Raw genomic sequence first — 19,686 nt, forward strand, 5'->3', positions numbered from 1 at the left:
GACGGGCCCACAGCTGTGTTCAGTTGTCAGAGGAGGATTTGGATTTCAGAGGCTGATTGGGCCAGCTTCTCCCCACACGGGTGTGCGCTCAGACGGGCAGGACGATCACTCACCCAGCTCGGTGAGGAAGGAATCCGCCCAGTCGTCAATCGTGTGGGCGAAGACCTGCTCTCGCATGGCACGCATCTTCTGTGCGCGGGCCTGCGGGGAGTCATTGATGGCCTTCATGATCGTTGCCTTCATGCCGTCGATGTCATACGGGTTGACCATGTATGCCTCGTCAAGCTCCAGAGCTGCTCCGGCGAACTCGGAGAGGATGAGGGCGGAGTTGTCGTCATCGCGGCAGGCCAAGTACTCCTTGGCGACGAGGTTCATGCCGTCGCGCAACGGGGTGACGATCATGATGTCGGCGATCTGGTACATGGCCGCCAGGGTGCTGCGCGGCACCGAGGTGTGGCGGTAGGCGATGCGGGGACGGGCCAGGGTGTCGGAGGCCGAATTGATGCGTCCCACCAGCAGGTCGATGTCGTTGCGCAGAATCTTGTACTCCTCGACTCGCTCCCTGGACGGGGTGGCCAGCTGCAGGAAGACGCAGTCGTCCTGGTCGAGTTTGCCCTCGTCGAAGAGCTCGCCGATGGCTCGAATGCGCTGCCGAAGCCCCTTGGTGTAGTCCAGTCGATCCACACCAAAGATGATTGTCGATGGGTTGCCGAGCTCCTTGCGCATCTCCTCGGCCTCTTGGTGCACCTGGGGAGACGACGCCAGCTCGTGGAATCCCCGGGCGTCGATGGAGATGGGGAAGTCCTTGATCTTCACGACGCGACCATCGGACAGGGTGGCGATGTCGTCTGAGTCGTCTGGGCTAGTGACACCGTTGCGGTGATGGGCCAACCGGGCGAAATTGTGGGCCGCTCCCGGCGTCTGGAAACCGATGAGGTCGGCGCCAAGCAGGCCGTCGACGAGCTCACCACGCCACGGGATGTGCTGGTACAACTCGATCGGGGGGAAGGGGATGTGCAGGAAGAAACCGATCTTGAGGTCCGGGCGGGCCTCACGCAGCATCCGGGGGACCAGCTGCAGCTGGTAGTCCTGCACCCACACCGTGGCATTCTTCGCCGCCCGCTTGGCGACCTCCTCGGCGAATCGGGTGTTGACCGTGCGATAGGAGTCCCACCACTCACGGTGGAACTCGGGATCGACGACACAGTCGTGGTAGAGCGGCCACAGGCTCGCGTTGGAGAAGCCCTCGTAGTACTCGGTGACTTCCTGGGCGCTCAACGGTATTGGGACGATGTCGTACCCCTCGTGGTGGAAGGGCTCGACGGTTTCGTCCGGGGCACCGTGCCAACCGATCCACGCACCACCCTTGCGCTGCATGACGGGTTCAAGTGCCGTGACGAGGCCACCAGGTGACGTCGTCCAGTCGATGCTTCCGTCCTCATTGACAACACGGTCCACTGGGAGTCTGTTGGCGACGACGATGAATGTCGCCAGGTCATCTGATGTAGAGGTCATGAGAATCTCCTCCTTTGTGTGAAGGATACCAACGGTGCGTTGCTCCGTGTGTGACGATGAAGGCATGGATGATGCACAACATTTGCGCTCAGCTGAGTCTGCGGACGTCATCACCTTGCCGGACGGGGTGCGGCTCGGACCGCGCTCGTGGGTCGCCACGACCAGTGCCGGCCAGGACGTCGTGGATGCGATCGCTGCCGAACCGCAGACCACCCTGCTTGCCATGGACTTTGACGGGACGCTGGCGCCCATCGTCTCCGATCCCACCCAGAGTCGTATTCTCCCGGCGAGCCGAGACGCCATCGGCCACATTGGGGCAGCGCTGGGCGGCTGCGCGATCATCACCGGACGTCCGGTGCAGGCCGTGCGCGAGATGGCTGGACTCGACACCGATCCCCAGCTGCATCATCTCGTCGTCCTGGGCCAGTACGGGGTGGAACGCTACGACGTCGCCAGTGGGAAACTGATCGTCCCAGACGACCCGCCACAGGTGCGTCGAGCGGTGTCCGAACTCACAGAGCGCATCGATCAGATGTGCGTGGCCGACTCCCGGCTCGCTGGTACACATGTCGAGGACAAGGGGCGTGCCGTTGCGGTTCACACCCGGCGGGCACGCGACAGCAGGGCGGCATGGCGTATCTTCGCCCCACTGTGTCACGAGGTGGCCGACCAGCACGATCTGCACGCCGAGGAAGGTCGCGAGGTCATCGAGCTCAAGGCCGAGAGCATCGGCAAGGATGATGCCTTGCGCGAACTGCAGGAGCAGACGCATGCCAGGATCATCGTCATGTGCGGCGACGACCTGGGAGACGTGCCGGCCTTCGGCGCCGTCGACGAATGGATCCGGCACGGCGGATCGGGAGCTCGTGTGGTGTCGTACTCCGTCGAGCAACCACAACTCGCCTCCCACGCAGACATCCTCTGTGATGGCCCGGAAGGAGTTGCCGCATTCCTTGACGAGATCGCCCGACGTGTGGCTACGACTTCGGAGTGATGAGGACGCATCTCATCGTTCCTCTGCCCGAATGATCCTCGCCACCTGCTCCAGGGCAGCGGTGAGGACCTCGTCGCTCAGCCTTCCGAACCCCAGGACGATGCCATGCTTGGCGCCTTCGCCACCCCAGTACCGGGACAGGGCACGTACCCCGATCCCATGGGCAGCGCAGGAACGGACCAGGGAGGCTTCCAGTTCTGAACTGGTTGCATGCGGGTCCGCTGCCCCACAGAAGGAGGCATGGCTGGTGGGATCGATGACGAGTACCGCGTGCAACCCGCCATTGATCGGCAGGAGTTCGGTGCCGTCGACGTCTGCCAAGGTGTCGATGACGAGTTGACGGCGACGGCGATACACCTGGCGTAGCCGTTGGGTTCGCCGCCGCAGTGCCCCGGTCTCCAGATAACTGGCCAGGGCATGTTGCACCAGGGCTCCGACCGGCTGACTGGTGGCCCGCCGATGATCTCGAATCACCGGGACGAGACGGGGCGGGACGATGAGGTACCCGCAGGCCAGGGCCGACGTCATCACCGAGGAGAACGTTCCCAACAGGACGGTGTGGGAGGGCTGCAGGGTTGCCAGGGCTGGAAGCGGTTGGCCGACGTGACGCAGCTCGGAGTCGAAGTCGTCCTCGATGATCCAGCTGTGGGTACGTGCTGCCCAAGCGGCCAACTCGACTCGACGCGGTGTCGACAGGCTCCCGCCATCGGGGTACTGGTGCCCTGGGGTCACCAGGACGGCGTCCAGCTCCTGCTCCGGCAACTCATCGGTGAGCAGACCGTGCTCGTCGGTGGCCAGGTTGACGGTGTGGTGCCCCAGCGCGGGCGGCACCTTGCGCAGGCTCGGGTATCCCGGCGATTCGACACCGATGGTCTGCCGGGAACCCCGTGCAACATGCAGTAGCAGGGCAAGACCTTCCCGGGCTCCAGACGTGACGACGACCTGGCCCGGGTCACACACCAGACTGCGCATCTGACGCAGGTGTTCGCAAATCTGCCAGCGCAATTCTGGCAGCCCCAGCGGATCGGTGTTGGTGATTCCTGGATGGGCTGCGGCCTGCCGCCATGCCGCGCGCCAGGACGGATCGGCCAGGTCGGAGGTGTCGGGGACGCCCGGGGTCAGTTCGACGAGACGACTGTGACGCACCGGGGTGCGTAGTGGGGTGGTGGTTCCCTGCGGGTGCAGGTGGGCAAGGTTCGGATTGACCATCGTCCCAGAACCGTGACGGGCGACCAGATATCCCTCGGCGCACAGCTCCTCGTAGGCGGTGACGACCGTGCCACGGGCCACCGACAGTTCGCCGGCCAGAGCGCGTCCGCTGGGAAGTTGATCGCCGGGATTGAGCACCCCACGTCCGATGAGAGCGCGGATCTGCTGGGCCAGCTGCTGGGGGAGTGCAGTGTCATCGGTGCGATCCAGCGTCACGGGCAGATCGACGACGAGATCCGATCGCACGGGCACCTCCTGGGAAATGGGGCGAGAACTGGACCTCACTCAGTGAACTCCCCAAAAGTGGTCCATTGCAACTCGTGTGATATGGATCTTGTGATGGACCACTTGCCCGGCTTGGATGGAGCCCATGACTGAGAACACAGAGGTTCGGACCTCACACACCGGCACGACCCGAGTCAAGCGAGGACTCGCCGACATGCTCAAGGGAGGCGTCATCATGGACGTCGTCACCCCCGACCAGGCGAGGATCGCCGAGGATTCCGGGGCGTCGGCCGTCATGGCCCTGGAGCGCGTGCCAGCAGACATTCGCGCCCAGGGCGGCGTGGCACGGATGAGCGACCCCGAGCTCATCGAGGCCATCAAGGACGCCGTGTCCATCCCGGTGATGGCCAAGGCCCGCATCGGCCACTTCGTCGAGGCACAGGTGCTGCAGGCACTCAAGGTGGACTACATCGACGAGTCCGAGGTGCTCAGCCCGGCTGACTACGCCAATCACATCAACAAGTGGGACTTCGACGTCCCCTTCGTGTGCGGCGCGACCAACCTGGGCGAGGCTCTGCGGCGCATCACCGAGGGTGCAGCCATGATTCGGTCCAAGGGGGAAGCGGGCACCGGGGACGTCTCCGAGGCCGTCAAGCACCTGCGCACCATCCGCGGCCAGATCAACAAACTCACCAGCATGGACGACGACGAACTCTACGTCGCAGCCAAGGAGCTCCAGGCCCCCTACGATCTCGTCGCCGAGGTGGCCCACACCGGCAAGCTTCCAGTCGTCATGTTCGTCGCCGGTGGAGTCGCCACCCCGGCGGACGCCGCGCTCGTCATGCAGATGGGAGCCGAGGGCGTCTTCGTAGGATCGGGCATCTTCAAGTCCGGAAATCCTGCCAAACGTGCTGCGGCGATCGTCAAGGCCACGACGATGTTCGACGATCCCCAGGCCATCGCCGACGTGTCCCGCTGCCTGGGAGAGGCCATGGTTGGCATCAACGTCGCCGACGTGCCCGCGCCCCACCGACTTGCCGAACGCGGATGGTGAGGGTCGGCATCCTTGCCCTGCAGGGAGGAGTGGACGAGCACGCCGCCAAGCTTCGGCAACTCGATGTGCAGGTGAGGAAGGTGCGGCGACCAGCCGATCTTGACGGACTGGACGGAATCGTCCTGCCAGGCGGGGAGTCGACGGTGTTCGACAAGCTGGCGCGCACTTTTCACCTCGACCAGCCGTTGCGTGACGCGATCGCCGGTGGTCTGCCCACCTTGGCGACCTGTGCCGGACTCATCTACTGCGCACGTGAGGTTCGAGACGCCGCTGTCGGCCAGCAGACCCTCGGAGTACTCGACGTCGTCGTGGGACGCAATGCGTTCGGAAGCCAGGTGGACTCCTTCGAGACCACCCTCGACGTCAAGGGATACGGATCGGTGCCGGCCACCTTCATTCGCGCGCCTCGAGTGGTGGAACTCGGGCCTGGCGTCCAGGCCATCGCGACCGTGGGTGATGGCAGTGTGGTCGGCGTCCAGCAGGGTCGGATCACGGCATTGGCGTTTCACCCTGAGCAGAACGAGGATCTCACGATTCACCGCACCTGGGTGACGCAGTTGTAGAACGATGAAGTATCAGTCGGTGCAGCGCTCAACGAGGGAGATGACTCTCCGATGAACGTCCATGGCCCTGACACATTGTGCACCCCATGACGCATTCCCAGTCGGGGTTCGAACCCCGACTGGATGAGTACCGCGGGCATCCGATGAACCGCGATGAGGTGTTGATATGATGTGATCAGGTTTTGTTTGATCGCACGGGGCTAATACAGATGACACGCTCTGTGTTCGTGATCTTGCAGACAGCTCCATAGGGGCGTCGCTCCACTTCACGGTCAAGAAGGAGTTTCATGTCAAAGATAGGTCGGGTTGTGTCGATCATCCTCATGGTGGTGATCATCCCCGCTCTCGCTCGCCATGGAGTTGGTGTCATTCCCGCTGCTCTTGTTGGTGCTGGCATAGGAGGGCTCACTGCGGTTGTCGATGGGGCACGTCAGAAACGGCGGATCCAAAGGAGTGGTGTGGGTGATGCAGATGGTGGTGAGCCTGGGCAGTGCACACAGCCGTGGCAGGACGCCCCGTCTGGACAAGACCGGGGTCAGGGTTAGTCACGCAGGATTGTGAGCGTGGTTGGGGCGTGGTCCCAACCCCAAAAACCATCGCCACTGGCAGGCCCGATGATTCCGAAGCGGCCGCTTTGGCTGCACACGACGCTGCCGAGCTATGCAAGGACGCATCGGCAACACGAGCCTGGTAGCCTTGCGCATGCAGTGCGGCTGCAGAAAACATCACGGTAGTGGTCTTGCTCACCTCGCCCTTCGCGTTCGTCACGGACCAAGTTGGGATCCCCTCACCAAGTAAAATCCTTGGGAGGCAGGTCAGCGGAGCTCAGAGCAGGCCTTCGTCCTTGAGGCGGCGATGAACACGAAGCTGCCGCTCCATCTCCGCCTCATCCTCCACCTGGGTGGATCAACTGTAGCGGATGGGTCACCTCCGAAGGGTCCTCGTGGATCGGCATCGGGACTTCCCGGTCATGGGGGTCTTGACGACCGCCTGGTGCAGTTTCCCCGAACCGGCGCCATCTGGTGGAGCACACGTGTGGCTGGGACAGCGATTCTGCACAGATGGCCGTTCTTCTGGCGGCACTACAGTGGTGTTTTTCGTTGGTGAGGCGCGGCTCATGGCCCAGGCGTGGCACCGTGACGGAACCCACTCATCCCTCAGCGTGGTGGTTTTTCGCAGGCGATTCCATCCCCGTCGCGGTCCAGCCCGGTTCGGTACCCGGGCTCACCGCGGTGGAGTGGGGCTGCTCCTGCAGCCCAGGCGTCCTTGCACCTTGCGTAGTACGCGCCGCCACTGGCTGGCCTGGGTTTGGTGGTGTGGCGTGTCTTTGGAGTCGTCCTGTTCCGGGGTGTCTTGGGCTTGGACGTCTTGGGCTTGGTGGCTGGGGTCTTCGTCATCCCTGTCGGAGCCTTGACGATCGGTGCGTTCGCCACGTCGGGCACGGGCTGGTTCGGGCAGCCGCGCAGCACTCGGGTCATGCCGTCCTTCTCCGTCGGCGTCACCCACAGCCGGTACTTCTTCTTCACACTCACCTGACGAGCCACATAGGCGCAACGGAACGACGTGTTCGCCGGTAGCCAGGTTGCGGCGTCCGCATCGGACTTCTGTTGATTGGCCGGACCGTCGACTGCCAGGAGGTTGAGCGGGTCGTTGGCTAGGGCCACCCGCTGCTGCAGCGGGATCTTCTGGGCGCCAGTCTGCCAGGCATTCGACAGGGCGATGACATGGTCGATCTGCACTGCCGACGAGGTTTTCTGCCCGCGGTGAAAGGTAATCACTCGTCCGGTGTAGGGATCGGGGAGATCCCCGGAGGCGACGACACACTCGCCGGTTCCGGACTTGTACGTCTTGTTGACGAGGTCTCGGCGCAGAATGTCGTTGCGCGTGTCGCACCCATTGCGGTCGACGTCCAACCAGGCGTCCCCGAACTGCTGGCGGGAGTACCCCGTCTTCGGCGCTCGCCCTTTCACCGGCAGGGCGGCAAGCATCTCCAGTGCGCTGCCAGCGGTGGCTCCGGACGTCCTGGCACGTGGCCTCGGGGAGGCCGATGAGCTTGTCGAAGGGTGCGCAGAGACACTGGGGTGAGAGGTGGCACTCGGCCTGTCCACGGCATGTGGCTTCGGTGTGGCGATTGGGTCCTCGGCATCCCCAGCCGGGGACGACGCAGATGAGGGTGTCTGTGGAGCGGTCGACTCCGACTCGTCGGCCGGGGCGATGGCCCCGCCGGTGACAAGCAGGACGAAGGAGACGAGCAGACCCCACAACGACTGCTTGCGAGTGGCGTCGAACAACGGCGTGATCCAGGAGTGCCCGAAGGCCAGGTGCCACAGGGTCGAGCCCAGCAGGAACAGGGCGCACAGGATGAGCCCCAAGGACGTCCTGCCGGCCAGGAACGGCCATCCGAAGAGGATGACGAGGACTGCAATCCCCACCCACGCCTTCATCCGAGGTGGCCGATGTGGGTCCGGCTCAGGTGAACCGGATGGCTGCTGGGAGGCAGGGAGGCTGCCGGGTTGGGGATGGGGGCGGGTGTCCCACGGCTGCTGATTCGTGCCAGGCATCGGTTCTCCTGGAGGTCAAGGGCGAGGATAGGACGACAAGAATACCGTGTTGGCCTGGGCTCAGTTCCTCCCAGCGCCATGTGACTACCAGTGTCGCTCCACTCCAGCGTCATGGTGGGTCATATGTGGAACGGTCTCGACGCCCTCGCCAGTGAGGGGAGACCTCATCGCGTCTCGGGAGTGTCTCACCCCCGCTTTAGCATCGGATCATGCGGCACAGCCATGACGACAACATGTGGCAGCCAAGCTTGGAGAATTGGTGGGTTCAGGAGCAGAACCAGTCTGGGCAGGGGAGGTTTCCTGTGGCGGAGATCAACGGGACACGACAAGGTTGGCAGGAGACGCCCGACGACATGGAGGGGTTGAGTCAGCTGGCGCGGATCGCCTGGGAAGAATGGGAGGAGTACGCCCCGACAGCATTCGGGATGCTTCGGGACCTCAGGACGTTCTTTTCGAGACTGGGGGAGCGGGCCCAGGAACAGGAGAGCCAACTGGCAGCAGCGATGCAAGGCCCGGACAAGCCAGGGGAATCGACGATGGCCAAGGCAGGACGGATCCAGCAGGCGACGAACGCAGCCCGCGAGCAGGTGATCGTCGAGATGTGTCGTCCACCAGCCGACCTGATGGAGGACGACAACGACGACCTGCTGGACGATCGCGAGGCAGCGGAATCGTGGTCGACGGGGGTCAACTACTACCTCCTGCCGTGGATCGAGGAAGAACCCGACCCGGAGGAGGACGAGGACATGTACGACCTGTACTGGTCACTGATCGGACACTCTCTCGTGGACGCGACGAATCCATCGTCACACATACAACTTGGTGTCGAGGGTGTGGGTCTGGACGAGGAGCGACGGAGTCGACTCGGTCTGCCTCCGGACCTCGTAGGCTGATGCCATGACGTGGAACCGCAACATTCCTGGCCTGCTGACCGACGACATTCGCCTCAGGGTCCCGTTGGACCACAACAACCCCGAGGACCTGCGCACCGTCGAGATTTATGCGCGTCTGGTCGCTGCTCCTGACGGCACCGACAAGCCGTACCTCGTCTTTCTGCAGGGTGGCCCGGGGTGCGAGTCTCCGCGTCCGACGCTGCGGGATCCCGGATTCCCGGGCTGGCTGGCCCGGGCTCTGCAGGACTACCAGCTCGTGCTGCTGGACCAGCGCGGCACTGGACTGTCCTCGCCGGTGAGTGAGCCAGTGGGGGACCCGGCCAGCCAGGCGGAGTACCTCACCCACCTGCGTGCCGACGAGATCGTCGAAGACTGTGAGGACATCCGTCGTCACCTTGGTGTTCAGAAATGGGCGGTGTTGGGCCAGTCCTTCGGCGGATTCACCCTGCTGAGGTACCTGTCCACCTACCCGGAGTCGCTGTCGGCTGGTTACTTCACGGGTGGTCTGTCGGCAGTCGGGCGTTCTGCTGACGAGGTCTACACCGCCTGTTACGACCAGCTGCGCGCAAAGTCGCTGGAGTACTACAAGCGATTCCCGGAGGATCGGGTGCGGTTCGCAGAGCTCATGGCGCTGGCTGAGAAGGGCGAGATCACCATTCCGAACGGTGACATCGTGACGCCGTCACGGCTGCGGTCGTTGGGACACCTGCTGGGCGCCTCGGGTGGGGCTGAGAAGCTGCACTACCTGCTGGAGTATCCGCACACCTCACGGTCGTTCCGCCATGATCTTGCCGGGCTGCTGCCTTTTGGCGGACGCAACCCGCTGTACGCCGTCATCCACGAGTCATCCTATGCCGACGGTGTGGTCACCGACTGGTCGGCCGCGCGGATGTTGCCCGAGGACTTCCAGCAGGATCCGACCCTGTTGACCGGTGAGCACGTCATGCCGGAGTGGTTCGACACCGACCAGGAGCTGCGGCCGTGGAAGGAGGTTGCCAATCTCATTGCGAACCATCCGTGGCCGAAGCTGTATGACGCTGACGCCCTCCGGGCTGCCGAGGTGCCCTGTGCTGCGGCGGTGTACCACGACGACGCCTATGTGCCGCGCCAGTTTTCCGTCGAAACGGCAGCCTTACTGCCGCAGATGCATGCCTGGGTGACGACTGAATATGAGCACAATGGGTCGAATGCCTCAGGCGGTGCGGTTCTCGACCGTCTCATCAAGCTCGTCAAGGGAGAGCTCGTCAGGTGAGGTTGCGGGGCGTCCGGGGTACCGGGCGCCCCTTTTTCCCGTGACCTTCATTTTCAGCTGCGCCAGCTGTGTCCCCCGTCAAGATCTGCTGGCGCAGGGGACACAACTGGTACAGGTGGACGTGGCAGGGCGGGGATTGGCCCAGGTGGCCCAACTGGGTGATCCCAGGGGCGCATTCCTCTCACAGCCTCGCTGCACGGCCTTCCACTACACGGAGCTGCCAAAAAACGCTCCGAAAACCCGATGGCAACGTCACCATCCAGGTTTTCTGGCAGCTCCGTGTAGTACTAGCCGGTATTCGAGGTTCAGGGGATGCCTTCATGCCCTCCCGATACCGTTGACCCCATGACTGACCACTTCGCAGGGGACCCCCGCACGAACCGGGAACGGATGCTCGCCGGGGACCTCTACATCGCCGACGACCCGGAGAGCTCCCGGATCGCCGAGCGCGGGGCCAGGCTGGCTGACGCCTACTACCGGGCCTTCCTCAACGATCCGGACAGCGCCATCCCTCTGCTGGCCGAACTCCTCGGAGAACTCGGAGAGGATGCCGTCATCAAGCCGCCGCTATACGTCGACTACGGTGAGAACATCCACTTCGGCGCGCGCAGCTTCGCCAACTACAACCTGACGGCTCTCGACGTCGCCGAGATTCGCATCGGCACCGACTGTCAGATCGGCCCGAACGTCCAGTTGCTGACTCCCACCCACCCCATCGACCCGGACCTGCGTCGGGATCGCCTGGAGGCTGCCAAACCCATCACGATCGGCAATAATGTCTGGCTCGGCGGAGGCGCGATCGTCTGCCCCGGTGTCACCATCGGTGAGGACAGCGTCATCGGAGCCGGAGCGGTCGTCACCAAGGACATCCCGGCCGGATCCATCGCCGTCGGCAATCCGGCGCGCGTCATCGGATCGGTCTATGACAGGAAAGGCGAATGACCATGAACGACATCCCGGATCTCCCGGTCAACTGGTGCGATCCTGACTCCGTCGGTGCCGAGCTCCCGGAGACCGACGACGTCGAGGCCGATCCGCAATCCGTGCAGATTCCGCCGGCCGAGTCCTTCGAGGTGTTGCGCCGGGCCAGCGAAGAGGAGCTGCGAGCCCAGGAGCGGGGTGAACAGATCGACCCACTCGAGTCCGGACGAGCCGCGATCGCCATCGCCCTCACCCCGCTCTGTCAGCTCGAGGGCGCGATCATGCTCGGCGTCAGCCTGCTCGACGCCGTGGTCAAGCGGGTCGAACAGGTCGACGATGACACCGTCGAGGTGTACCTGCCCGACTGGCTCTTCGACCACGAGGGGCTCACCTCCGACGAGGTCCCCGGCCTGCTGGTTGAGCGGGTTCGTCGTGACATGGCCGACCCCGTCGTCGTCTCCACCATGGGGGAGGAGGCCGTTGAGCAGCTGCGCAGTGGTTTGTCGGCGATCCTGGCGGCACAGCAGCACGACGCCGCCGAGTTCTCCCGTCACGTCAACCCGGACGTCGACCCCGAGTGGATCATCGACGGTTGTCAGGAAATTTGCGTCGCCCTGGCCGCCCACGCCGCGACCATCGGCTGGCAGCGTCCCGAGGTGGATGTCTCCAACGTCTTCGCCACCCTTGATATGGCCGACGATCCCGACCGCGTCCGCACCCTGCTGAGGCAAGCTCGCCGATGACAGGGCCGCTGGCGACCGCCGCCAGGTGTGTGGAGGACCCGCCGGCAGACCTCACTCGGTGGCGATGGCCTTGAGGATGTTCGTGCGGGCCGCCCGGTGCGCCGGCCACAGCGCGGCGAGCACCCCGACGAGCGCCGCGGCCACGAGGAAGGCCACGAGTTGCAGCCACGGGATCGAGAGTTTGTCGATGCCCTGGTCGGCGAGCAGACGTTGCAGCACCATGCCGAAGACGGTTCCCAGACCGACCCCGACCACCGCACCCAGCAAGGCGATGACGACCGACTCCAGGGTGATCATCCGGCGCACCTGCGGGCGGGTGAGGGCGATAGCACGCAACAGGCCCAGTTCCCGGGTGCGCTCGATGATGCTCAGACCCAGGGTGTTGACGATGCCGAGCACGGCGATGACGATGCTGAGTCCCAGCAGTGCGTAGAGCAGTGCCATGGTCCGGTTGACGTTGACGAGGATCTGGTCGGTGTACTGGCCAACGTCCATGACGCTCACCAACGGCATATCGGCCAATGCCGCGTCGAGGGCCCTGTGGGCCTGCTCGTGGTCGGTGCCCGGCTTGAGGTAAATCGACAGGAAGGTGTCCTTGTCGCCCAGACCGGCCGAGGTGAGGGTGCTCGTCGAGACCCACATGGTGGCGATGGGCTGTCCCTTGCCGGTCGTGTAGATGCCGACGACGGTGAGCGTCATGGGACGCTGGGCATCCACTGACCACAACCGGTAGGACGACCCCACCTTCAGGTGATTCTTCTCTGCCGCCTTCTCGTCGACGATCATCTCGCCGTCGGTGCGGAACATGCGTCCCTTCGTCACCTTCTGGGGGGACATCTTGTCCAGCGAGGTCGCCTCCATGCCCGCGATGCCGCGCATGTGACGTCCCGTGGCGTCGGTGAAGTACTCCTTGGGCGGGGTCGTGTGGCCGGCGGGGATCTCGAGCATCTGCGCCATCTTCATGGCGTGGACGTCCTTGACCTGCGGGACGGCGGCCACCTTGGTGCGGACTTGGTTGGGAAACCCCTCGAATCCCTGTCGGCCGACCATGAAGTCGCCACGGAGCGTGTCGGTGACCTGGCTGGTCACCGAGCGCGTCGAGGAGGCCCCGAAGACGGCCATGAGGGAGACCAGGGTGAGCCCGATCATGAGGGCCGATGCGGTCGCGGCAGTGCGTCGGGGCTGACGGATCGAGTTGAGTTCGGCCAATTTGCCGACCTCGCCGAAGGTCGCTCGGTACACCTTGCCGACGATCCAGATGACCGGACGGCCGAGCAGGGGCGAGGCCAGGGCGACGCCGATCATCGTCAGGGCCATGCCGGCCCCGGCCCAGGCCACTGGCTTGCCCACGACGTCGAGCACCCCCAGAACGATCCCCACGACGCCCACGGCGGCCATGACGGAGCCGATGACGGCCCGTTTGCCCAATCCGACCTCGGACTCGGTTCGGGCCGAGGTCATGGCCTGGACCGGAGAGATGCGGGTGGCCCGGGCAGCCGGAAGCAGGGCGGCGACGAGCGTGACGAGGATGCCGGTGACGAGCGAGGCCACGATGGCCTTGACGCCCAGGGTGAGCGTCGTCTGCCCGATGTCCCATCCGGTTGCGGCCATGATCGCCTTGATGGCCACGGCCAGACCGAGGCCGCCGAACAGACCCAGCACTGACCCGACGGCGCCCACGACGAGGGCCTCGACCAGGACGGTCGCCCTGATCTGACCGCGACTGGCCCCCATGGCCCGGTACAGCGCCAGCTCGGAGGAGCGTTGGGCGACGAGAATGGTGAAGGTGTTGACGATGAGGAAGCTCGCGACGAGCAGGGAGATGCCCGCGAAGACGAGCAGGAAGATGTCGACGAAGCCGAGGGCCTTGCCGATGACGCTCATCTGCTCATCGGCGACGACCTTGCCGTCCTTGGCCTGGTATCCCTTCGGCAGGACCTTCTGGACGGCCTTGGCGACGGTCGCCCGGTCGGCGCCCGGTTCGACGACCGTGGCCACACCGGTGAACGCGTCGTGGCCCTTGAGGAAGAGCTGCTGGGCGCGGTGCGTTGTGAAGAACACGTAGCTGGCCCCGGCGGACCCACTCTGACCGACGGTGGCGGTGCCCACGAGCTTCGCCTGGACGGTGCCGGCTCGGCTCGTGATGACCTTGACCCTGTCGCCGACATGGTGGCCGGATTTGTCGAGGGTTTGCGGATCGACGACCACCTCGTCGTCGGCACGCGGTTCGTGGCCCGACACGACGTGGACGCCCTGCTGGCCGCCGAGGGCCGGGGTCGTCTGCCAGCTGAAGCCCAGTTGGGGCGGCCCGAAACTGGTGATGGCCTTGCCGTCGCGGTCGATGAGGACGGTTCCCGTCTCGGTGACGGTGCCCTGGGCGTCCTTGACACCGTCGATCGTGCGAATCCTGTCGACGACGGCCGGTGTCAACGGGTACGGTTTCGTCGCGTCGCCCTGCACCGCGTCCTCGGTGTTCTTGGACACCTCGACGTCCGAGACGGACCCCGAGACGATGGAGTTGAAGGTGGACCGGAGCATGTCGCCGAAGACGAACGATCCCGAGACGAAGGCGACGCCAAAGACGATGGCCAAGGTGGACATGAACAGCCGAAGCTTGCGGCTCCACAGGGAGGTGAAGGTGGCCTTCCACATGGTGGTTCAGGGCCTTTCGACACGGCGGGCGGCCGGCACGTGCTCGCCACCGGTTGTCTTCGCCCGGTGCGGGGACGGGCCGTCGTCCGGCCCGGAGTCGATCGACGGGTGGCGGCGCGGGTCCAGGCGGCTCATCGTCGTGAGCACGGCGTCATGGGTGGGATGACAGATGTCGTCGACGATGCGCCCGTCGGCAAGGAACAGCGCCCGGTCGGCATACGAGGCCGAGACGGGGTCGTGGGTGACCATGACGATGGTCTGGCCGAACTCGTCGACCGACCGGCGCAGGAAGCCGAGCACCTCGGTGGCACTCATGGAGTCCAGATTGCCGGTGGGCTCGTCGGCGAAGATGATCTCGGGTCGGCCCACGAGGGCGCGCGCACAGGCGACGCGCTGCTGCTGCCCACCTGACAGCTCGGAGGGCTTGTGGTCGAGCCGGTCGGCCAGTCCGACGACGTCGATGACGGTGTCCCACCACTGCGGGTTGGGCTTGCGTCCGGCGATGGCCAGGGGAAGAAGGATGTTCTCGCGGGCCGTGAGGGTTGGCACGAGGTTGAACTGCTGGAAGATGAATCCGACCCGTTCACGTCGCAGCAGCGTCAGCTTCCTGTCGGTGAGGGTGGCGACATCGGTCTGGCCGATGAAGGCGCGGCCTGAGGTGGGGCGGTCGAGCCCGGCCATGCAGTGCATGAGCGTCGATTTGCCCGATCCCGACGGACCCATGACCGCGGTGAGGGCACCGACCTCGACGGTGACGCTCACCCCGTCGAGGGCCTTGACGACGGCATCTCCGGTTCCGTAAGTCTTGACGAGTTCATCGGCGGCAGCGGCGGTCGGCGCCATGACGGTCTCCTGTGACTGGATGAATGAGGTGGAATGACGTCAGACCACAGTGTACTACGTGTGCCACGATGAGCCCGCACATCTCCGTGTTCACGCTCCCATCAACGCTGTCACTATCGGCGAGAGCCGGGAGTGCACTAGGTCGATTCCCGCAACCGGGTGAGTGACACCATTCTGGGTCTGCTCGTCATCACCGAGGATGCCACTGCGCTCGTCCAGTGGCTACTGGGGCACCGCGGGCGCCTATGGCCTCAAGAAGGAGAAGTACGAGATCGCCAAGGCGGGTCGGGCATCCGGTTGAGCTGGTGCGCTACGCGCTGGAACTGTCGGACAACCTGAAGCTCTGAGGACCTGTCCAGAGCACGTGCTGGGCCTTGACTTGGCTGGGGATCCATAGCTGAATACTACCGAGAATCATTCTCAAACAGAAAGGATGTCTGTCCATGCGTAAGTTCCTCCCCGTCGTCGGTGCCCTCTCGCTGCCCCTGGGTGGTGGGGTGGCCCAGGCGGCGACCGGCGGTGAGTCCACTACCAACCCGGGCATCGTCGCGCTGAGTGCGCCCGATGGTGAGCATCGCTGCAGCGCGGTCCTGGTTGCCCCGAATGGGCGCTGACCTGGTCCGACAGCGCTCGGTGTGGGAAGAGCACCGAGGTCGTTGACGGATCCGGTCATCGGACCGCGATCACCGAGCGCCACTACTTCACCCCCAATGATCCGTCCAAGAGCCAGGCCATGTTGATTCACTTGGCCACCCCGGTCAAGGACACTCCGGTGGCGAAGCTCAGCCCACAGGCCCCGCGCGAGGGTGAGAAGCTCAGCGTCGTCGCCATCAATGGCCCGCGTGGTGCGGGCCACTTGGCATCAGTGGGCCGTGCCGAGGCCACCGTCGAGGGCCAATGGTCACTGGATCAGTTGGTTCTCCGCGCCCCAGGGCATGGAGTTGCAGAAGTCCGACGCCGGTGCCCCGCTCATGCGTGGTGACGAGGTCGTCGGCTTCCTCGGCATCGCCGGTGCAGACGGGGGCGATGCCGAGGACATCGCCAACGTCCACCAGTGGGTGAAGCAGCTCACCCAGCAGGGCTGAGGCGCCAGGAGGGCGAGAGCCGCGTGCCGCCAGGTGCGCGGCTCTCGTGGTGCCGTCGGCCCTGGCTGCGTCCTCCTGTCAGGACTCGGTCTCCAAGAGCTCCACCACAATGCTGGCGGCGCGCTCACTCGCACCCTCGACGCGTTCAGGGTGCTCCTCGTTGGCAGCCGGCCCGCACAGGTCGGAGATGCCGCGGGTCGATACGAAGCCGACATCGAAGGAGCGGCAGACCTGAGCGATCGCCGTCGACTCCATGTCGACGGCGACCGCATCGGGGCAATCGGTCAGCATGGCATCGAGTCGGTCGCCCGGCACGAAGACGTCACCCGAGGCTAAGGGGCCCACGACCACGCCGCGTAGGCGGGGAAGACGTGCCCGCAAGGATTGGGCGAGGGAAACCGAGGAAGCCCCGCGGCCCTATGCTGCCAGGATTTGAATGAGCACCTACGGCGATCTGAAGAAAGCGTGGGCTCGAGAGTGGACTCGCCTCCGCCGCGAATATCTCGATGGTAAAGTGCTCGACGCTGTGGTTCTACCCTCCCGCACTGGCGTGCGGGGGAATGCCCCGTGTGTGGCGCCGTCGGCACCAACGTGACCAGCAGCCGACTCGCTACGACTGCCGGACGCAACCACGCACAGACCCACATCAGCGCCGACGACCGCGCCGCCCTGGACGCCCTCAAGGTCACCTATATGCCCGAGGCACTACTGACGCCCTCCCAACGCGCCCTCCGCGACCAGCTCACGTGAGGAAGGACGCCCAGAGGCTTTTAGAGGGCATGCGGCCCCGAGGGCCGCGCGGCAGTTTAGGGCTCAGCTGGCTTTGAGAGTCTGGGTGACCTCGCGGGTCAGCGCTTGACGGGTCCACGCGGATACGGTCATGCCCTGCCGAGACGCGTCCCGTTCGATCAGCCTCCACACGCTGGCACTCACCCGGATCGTGCGAGGCTCCAGGGGCTCAGTCTCCACTTCCTCCCAAGCTCGGCCCTCGAACGGCTCGACCTGCAACCCCTCAAAACCGGACTCGGCCTCACTCGCCCATTGGCGAACCATCTCGTCGGTCACTCGAACACCATTGTCGGGAACAAACTCACTCATCTCGCCCTCCTCATCTGAGTGAGTAACTCCGGCTCACCCCCGCGTAGGCGGGTAAAACGGCAGCAGACGCCGCTTTACCGGCGCTATTTTTCGCGGCACCCCACAGCAACCCGACATCATGGACAGGGTCGAGATACGCCGCGTGACCCGACGCCCAGTCCCATGCACCTCCCCAACCGCTCATAGGAGCCAGCACTGTATTCATTACTGGTGCCATGGCGTGAAGTCCTCATTTGAATTCAGAACTGGAGTCGTCTTCTCATAGGCGGGCATGTCGAGCTTCCAGTCGTTGCCGACCCATACCACCGCGACAGGATCAGTCAGACCCACGACGCGACTGCGGTCTCGCGGATCAGGACACGCGATGTGTAGATGCACGGTGACGTGCTTCCCATCGTCTGATACTTGCGCGAAATTGAATCCCATCACCTGCACCCACGGGCCTCTTTTGGCCGTGGCAATCTCGGCTGGGGTTTGTGCCGGCTGAGCATTGTGCGTGTAGACCGACGTCCTCGTGTCACTGGTAGCAGCCTCCCGAGCCAAGAAGTTACTGGCTGCCGCTGCGGCACCAGCCAGTGACGGAGAGAAGCAGCGCTGGTCATCGCCGGATACCTCGAACGGGCCTTGGCTCGTCAGAGGTATTCCTGTCTTGCCGTCCTTGATCCACTGAACCTTGGGAGCTGTATCGACTCGTTTGAGGTCGATCTTGTCGGTCTTGACACATGCGCCACTGAACGGTGCCGCCTTCTGCGCGGTGTTTCTGCTCGCCGCCGTAGCGGGAGTGCTGGCCGCTGATCGCCCTGGGTCGCGTGGAGAGGGTGCCGGGGTGGACTGCGTATGCGAGCATCCGGTCAAGAGGCACATACCTGCCATGAGTCTGCCAATGATCCGAAGTCTGTTCATTGTGCCTGTCCTTCTCCTATAGATGATGAGTTACAGCAGTGCGCTAACCAGTTGAGTGATCCCTCCGATAGCGACCGCAACGACCATGACGATCAACAACGGGCCTCGTATCCGATGGGAGTCATGATGAATGGCCAGCTCAGCGGCAGCGGTCGCCAGTGCGCCGACCGGCTCACCCCCGCGTAGGCGGGGAAGACTGCGAGGCGTTCCGGTGGCAGGCCGGACAGAAGGGCTCACCCCCGCGTAGGCGGGGAAGACCTCACCAGGACGTCGTAGGCGATCGCCGGTCCGGGCTCACCCCCCCGCGTAGGCGGGGAAGACCGTGGCTGGTGGACCAGCTGCGTTCGGCGAAGGGGCTCACCCCCGCGTAGGCGGGGAAGACGAATGGCTCGCCGTGGTTGTATTTTGCTTCCAGGGCTCACCCCCGCGTAGGCGGGGAAGACTTTGGTGACGATGACGCGATACGCCGACGGTGGGGCTCACCCCCGCGTAGGCGGGGAAGACGCGATCGGAAAGGCTCCGGGATCGGTGTGGTCGGGCTCACCCCCGCGTAGGCGGGGAAGACGTTGGCCACGATGACGAACTTAGCGGCGATGCGGGCTCACCCCCGCGTAGGCGGGGAAGACAAACGCGAACGCCCCATGTCGGTGATGACACCGGGCTCACCCCCGCGTAGGCGGGGAAGACTCACCGGCATGCATCATGTCGTCGGATCGGGCGGGCTCACCCCCGCGTAGGCGGGGAAGACGTGGGTCTCAACAGGGTTTATCGCACGGGAACGGGCTCACCCCCGCGTAGGCGGGGAAGACGACAGGCGCAGCAGCTTAGGAACCGACCCCGAGGGCTCACCCCCGCGTAGGCGGGGAAGACGGTGAATGTCGACGGCTGGCCCGGTGGCCCGGGGGCTCACCCCCGCGTAGGCGGGGAAGACGTTGACACACCCCCTCGGCAGGCGATCTGATGGGCTCACCCCCGCGTAGGCGGGGAAGACGAGATTATGCCGCCGATTTCGACCTGGACGCGGGGCTCACCCCCGCGTAGGCGAGGAAGACCCCGAGGATCTGGTGATTTTCACCACACCGGAGGGCTCACCCCCGCGTAGGCGGGGAAGACTGGGACAATTGGTATGTGCCCAATGACGGCACGGGCTCACCCCCGCGTAGGCGGGGAAGACA

General features: G+C 64.8%; 17 protein-coding genes, 1 pseudogene and 1 CRISPR repeat array (1 of these 19 cut by a window edge). Of the genes and pseudogenes, 10 read left to right on the plus strand and 8 right to left on the minus strand.

Annotation, left to right across the window (positions count from 1 at the left end; translation table 11 throughout):
* Positions 1–105 precede the first annotated feature (105 nt).
* Positions 106–1,515, minus strand: a complete 1,410-nt coding sequence (locus CKV91_RS05615; RefSeq protein ID WP_065860735.1) for an alpha,alpha-trehalose-phosphate synthase (UDP-forming) — start codon at positions 1,513–1,515, stop codon at positions 106–108.
* 64 nt (positions 1,516–1,579) lie between these two features.
* Between CKV91_RS05615 and otsB the strand changes: the two genes are divergently transcribed.
* Positions 1,580–2,509 (plus strand): trehalose-phosphatase, encoded by a 930-nt coding sequence (gene otsB / locus CKV91_RS05620; protein ID WP_095140985.1) that lies wholly within the window; start codon positions 1,580–1,582, stop codon positions 2,507–2,509.
* A gap of 12 nt (positions 2,510–2,521) precedes the next feature.
* Here otsB and pdxR read toward each other — a convergent pair whose 3' ends face one another.
* Positions 2,522–3,964, minus strand: coding sequence for a MocR-like pyridoxine biosynthesis transcription factor PdxR (pdxR, locus tag CKV91_RS05625; RefSeq protein WP_065860736.1), 1,443 nt, complete (start codon positions 3,962–3,964; stop codon positions 2,522–2,524).
* Between the two features lie 193 nt (positions 3,965–4,157).
* On the opposite strand from pdxR, the gene pdxS reads away from it, so the two are divergent.
* Positions 4,158–4,997: a pyridoxal 5'-phosphate synthase lyase subunit PdxS gene (gene pdxS, locus CKV91_RS05630; RefSeq protein WP_231933848.1), complete on the plus strand. Its 840-nt coding sequence runs from the start codon at positions 4,158–4,160 to the stop codon at positions 4,995–4,997.
* Positions 4,991–5,560: a pyridoxal 5'-phosphate synthase glutaminase subunit PdxT gene (gene pdxT, locus CKV91_RS05635; protein ID WP_065860737.1), complete on the plus strand. Its 570-nt coding sequence runs from the start codon at positions 4,991–4,993 to the stop codon at positions 5,558–5,560. Before pdxS ends, pdxT begins: the two co-directional genes overlap by 7 nt.
* A 1,157-nt stretch (positions 5,561–6,717) precedes the next feature.
* Here pdxT and CKV91_RS09810 read toward each other — a convergent pair.
* On the minus strand, positions 6,718–6,957 hold the full coding sequence (locus tag CKV91_RS09810) for an excalibur calcium-binding domain-containing protein (protein ID WP_231933849.1): 240 nt from the start codon (positions 6,955–6,957) through the stop codon (positions 6,718–6,720).
* Positions 6,958–6,996: 39 nt separating this feature from the next.
* Positions 6,997–7,668: pseudogene (locus CKV91_RS05645) on the minus strand (HNH endonuclease family protein); the annotation flags it as partial.
* Between the two features lie 662 nt (positions 7,669–8,330).
* On the opposite strand from CKV91_RS05645, the gene CKV91_RS05650 reads away from it, so the two are divergent.
* From CKV91_RS05650 to CKV91_RS05665, 4 genes are all read left to right on the plus strand, one after another.
* On the plus strand, positions 8,331–9,014 hold the full coding sequence (locus tag CKV91_RS05650; RefSeq protein ID WP_157738744.1) for a hypothetical protein: 684 nt from the start codon (positions 8,331–8,333) through the stop codon (positions 9,012–9,014).
* A gap of 4 nt (positions 9,015–9,018) precedes the next feature.
* Positions 9,019–10,266 (plus strand): alpha/beta fold hydrolase, encoded by a 1,248-nt coding sequence (locus CKV91_RS05655; protein ID WP_063284293.1) that lies wholly within the window; start codon positions 9,019–9,021, stop codon positions 10,264–10,266.
* A 345-nt stretch (positions 10,267–10,611) separates the two neighbouring features.
* A complete protein-coding gene (locus CKV91_RS05660) occupies positions 10,612–11,208 on the plus strand; it encodes a sugar O-acetyltransferase (protein WP_197691348.1) in 597 nt (198 codons plus the stop codon).
* Entirely contained in the window at positions 11,205–11,930 is a 726-nt protein-coding gene (locus CKV91_RS05665) for a hypothetical protein (RefSeq protein WP_063284291.1), read from the plus strand. Before CKV91_RS05660 ends, CKV91_RS05665 begins: the two co-directional genes overlap by 4 nt.
* Before the next feature lie 51 nt (positions 11,931–11,981).
* On the opposite strand, the gene CKV91_RS05670 is transcribed toward CKV91_RS05665, so the two are convergent.
* The gene (locus CKV91_RS05670) at positions 11,982–14,582 is read right to left on the minus strand and encodes an ABC transporter permease (protein ID WP_065860740.1); all 2,601 of its coding nucleotides are present in this window, start codon (positions 14,580–14,582) and stop codon (positions 11,982–11,984) included.
* 6 nt (positions 14,583–14,588) lie between these two features.
* A complete protein-coding gene (locus CKV91_RS05675; RefSeq protein ID WP_065860741.1) occupies positions 14,589–15,425 on the minus strand; it encodes an ABC transporter ATP-binding protein in 837 nt (278 codons plus the stop codon).
* 443 nt (positions 15,426–15,868) lie between these two features.
* On the opposite strand from CKV91_RS05675, the gene CKV91_RS09385 reads away from it, so the two are divergent.
* On the plus strand, positions 15,869–16,039 hold the full coding sequence (locus CKV91_RS09385) for a hypothetical protein (RefSeq protein ID WP_021105452.1): 171 nt from the start codon (positions 15,869–15,871) through the stop codon (positions 16,037–16,039).
* A 258-nt stretch (positions 16,040–16,297) separates the two neighbouring features.
* Entirely contained in the window at positions 16,298–16,510 is a 213-nt protein-coding gene (locus tag CKV91_RS09390; protein ID WP_157738746.1) for a hypothetical protein, read from the plus strand.
* Between the two features lie 78 nt (positions 16,511–16,588).
* Here CKV91_RS09390 and CKV91_RS05680 read toward each other — a convergent pair whose 3' ends face one another.
* The gene (locus tag CKV91_RS05680; RefSeq protein WP_065860742.1) at positions 16,589–16,861 is read right to left on the minus strand and encodes a 5'-methylthioadenosine/S-adenosylhomocysteine nucleosidase family protein; all 273 of its coding nucleotides are present in this window, start codon (positions 16,859–16,861) and stop codon (positions 16,589–16,591) included.
* Positions 16,862–17,101: 240 nt separating this feature from the next.
* Here CKV91_RS05680 and CKV91_RS05685 point away from each other — a divergent pair, with 240 nt between their 5' ends.
* Positions 17,102–17,260 (plus strand): hypothetical protein, encoded by a 159-nt coding sequence (locus tag CKV91_RS05685; RefSeq protein WP_157738748.1) that lies wholly within the window; start codon positions 17,102–17,104, stop codon positions 17,258–17,260.
* A 63-nt stretch (positions 17,261–17,323) separates the two neighbouring features.
* Here CKV91_RS05685 and CKV91_RS05690 read toward each other — a convergent pair whose 3' ends face one another.
* Entirely contained in the window at positions 17,324–17,563 is a 240-nt protein-coding gene (locus tag CKV91_RS05690) for a hypothetical protein (RefSeq protein WP_036957343.1), read from the minus strand.
* Between the two features lie 1,116 nt (positions 17,564–18,679).
* Positions 18,680–19,686: direct repeats of the CRISPR family, unit length 29 nt; unit sequence GGGCTCACCCCCGCGTAGGCGGGGAAGAC (it continues 915 nt past the right edge of the window).

Origin of the sequence: Cutibacterium granulosum, from assembly GCF_900186975.1 — a bacterium.
In the GTDB taxonomy this organism is placed as follows: Bacteria; Actinomycetota; Actinomycetes; order Propionibacteriales; family Propionibacteriaceae; genus Cutibacterium; species Cutibacterium granulosum.

Coding starts and splice junctions, on each gene's coding strand:
- CKV91_RS05615 (WP_065860735.1), bottom strand. CDS start 1,515: ATGACCTCTACATCAGATGACCTGGCGACATTCATCGTCGTCGCCAAC.
- otsB (WP_095140985.1), top strand. CDS start 1,580: ATGGATGATGCACAACATTTGCGCTCAGCTGAGTCTGCGGACGTCATC.
- pdxS (WP_231933848.1), top strand. CDS start 4,158: ATGCTCAAGGGAGGCGTCATCATGGACGTCGTCACCCCCGACCAGGCG.
- pdxT (WP_065860737.1), top strand. CDS start 4,991: ATGGTGAGGGTCGGCATCCTTGCCCTGCAGGGAGGAGTGGACGAGCAC.
- CKV91_RS09810 (WP_231933849.1), bottom strand. CDS start 6,957: ATGACGAAGACCCCAGCCACCAAGCCCAAGACGTCCAAGCCCAAGACA.
- CKV91_RS05650 (WP_157738744.1), top strand. CDS start 8,331: ATGCGGCACAGCCATGACGACAACATGTGGCAGCCAAGCTTGGAGAAT.
- CKV91_RS05655 (WP_063284293.1), top strand. CDS start 9,019: ATGACGTGGAACCGCAACATTCCTGGCCTGCTGACCGACGACATTCGC.
- CKV91_RS05660 (WP_197691348.1), top strand. CDS start 10,612: ATGACTGACCACTTCGCAGGGGACCCCCGCACGAACCGGGAACGGATG.
- CKV91_RS05665 (WP_063284291.1), top strand. CDS start 11,205: ATGACCATGAACGACATCCCGGATCTCCCGGTCAACTGGTGCGATCCT.
- CKV91_RS05670 (WP_065860740.1), bottom strand. CDS start 14,582: ATGTGGAAGGCCACCTTCACCTCCCTGTGGAGCCGCAAGCTTCGGCTG.
- CKV91_RS05675 (WP_065860741.1), bottom strand. CDS start 15,425: ATGGCGCCGACCGCCGCTGCCGCCGATGAACTCGTCAAGACTTACGGA.
- CKV91_RS09385 (WP_021105452.1), top strand. CDS start 15,869: ATGCGTAAGTTCCTCCCCGTCGTCGGTGCCCTCTCGCTGCCCCTGGGT.
- CKV91_RS05690 (WP_036957343.1), bottom strand. CDS start 17,563: ATGGTTCGCCAATGGGCGAGTGAGGCCGAGTCCGGTTTTGAGGGGTTG.